This is a genomic window from Micrococcus sp. LASM2_SD2, assembly GCF_057364565.1.
Map to the genome: position 1 here is coordinate 1 of NZ_JBNFOB010000363.1, position 1,465 is coordinate 1,465.

The following is a 1,465-nucleotide window of genomic DNA, read 5'->3' on the forward strand; positions in this document are numbered from 1 at the left end:
GGCGCCGCCGTCGCCGGCGGTGCGGCCGCGGCCCTGATGGGCTCCGGCCGGGCCGAGGCCATGGTCCAGGACGACCGTTCCGCAGCGCCCGTGCAGGACCTGGAGACCGAGCCGGACCCCCTGGAGCTGCTGGGCAAGGCGCCGGCCCCCTTCGACGTAGATGCCACCTGACCGGAACAGCCCCGTCCTTCCCGACGACGGCCGCCCACCTGCACGAAGGGCCTCACCTGACCGGTGAGGGCCCTTCGTCGTGCGGGGGTCAGCGCGGGGACAGCGGCAGGCCGACGCCGCGCAGGGAGCGGGGACGCACCGCCAGCCGGGCGGCGACCTCCTCGAGCGCCCGCGCCGCCGCGGAGGCCGCGGAGTCCTCGGCGATGACCACGGGCAGACCGTCGTCGCCGCCGGAGCGCACGGCAGGCTCCAGCGGGACGGTTCCCAGCAGCGGCACCTCGGTCTCGAGGACGGCGGAGAGGCGGTCGGCGACCTCCTGGCCGCCGCCGGCGCCGAAGACGTCCAGGACGCTGCCGTCCGGCAGGGTCATGGGACCCATGTTCTCCACCACGCCGGCCACGCGCTGGCCGGTCTGCTGCGCCAGCTGACCGGCACGGGCGGCCACCTGGGCGGCGGCGTGCTGCGGGGTGGTGACCACGAGCAGCTCGGAGGTGGGCAACAGCTGGGCGGCGGAGATGGCGATGTCACCGGTGCCGGGCGGCAGGTCGATCAGCAGCACGTCCAGGTTGCCCCAGTAGACGTCCGTGACGAACTGCTCGAGAGCCCGGTGCAGCATGGGGCCGCGCCACGCCACGGGACGGTCCTCGTCCAGGAACATGCCGATGGAGATGACCTTCACGCCGTGGGCGACCGGCGGCAGGATCATGTCCTCCACCCGGGTCGGGGCGGCGTCGGTGCCAAGCAGGCCGGGGATGGAGAAGCCGTGCACGTCGGCGTCGATCAGCCCCACGGTCAGCCCGCGCCCTGCCAGGGCGACCGCGAGGTTCGCGGTGACGGTGGACTTGCCGACGCCGCCCTTGCCGGAGGCCACGCCGATCACCCGGGTGAGCGTGCCCTCTCGGAACGGGTTGGCGGGGCGGGAGCCACGCAGCCGCTCCTGCAGCCCACGCCGCTGCTCGGGCGTCATGACGTCCAGCGTCACCTCGGCTTCGGCGCACCCCTCGAGTCCCTCGACGGCGGCCCGGGCGTCCGCCTCCAGCGTCCCCTTCAGGGGACAGCCGGCGATGGTGAGCCGCAGGACGACCTCGAGCCGGCCGGGGGTCGGCTCCACGACGGAGGCGACCATGCCGAGCTCGGTGACCGGGCGGCGGATCTCCGGGTCCTGCACCGTGGCCAGGGCGCGCAGCGCGGCGGACTCGAGCGCCGTCGTCGGGGTGGAGGTGGCGACCTCGGGTGCGCTCATGCCTGCGTGCCCTCCTCCCGCCGGTCCTGCGGCGCGGCCTGCCCGGCCGCA

General features: G+C 75.4%; 1 protein-coding gene. It reads right to left on the minus strand.

From position 1 onward, the window contains the following. Window positions 1–259 precede the first annotated feature (259 nt). Window positions 260–1,414: an Mrp/NBP35 family ATP-binding protein gene (locus tag AC2W7A_RS12355; RefSeq protein ID WP_485991604.1), complete on the minus strand. Its 1,155-nt coding sequence runs from the start codon at window positions 1,412–1,414 to the stop codon at window positions 260–262. Window positions 1,415–1,465 lie beyond the last annotated feature (51 nt).

Excerpts from the sequence above, each read along its gene's own strand:
- AC2W7A_RS12355 (WP_485991604.1), bottom strand. The coding sequence starts at position 1,414 with ATGAGCGCACCCGAGGTCGCCACCTCCACCCCGACGACGGCGCTCGAG.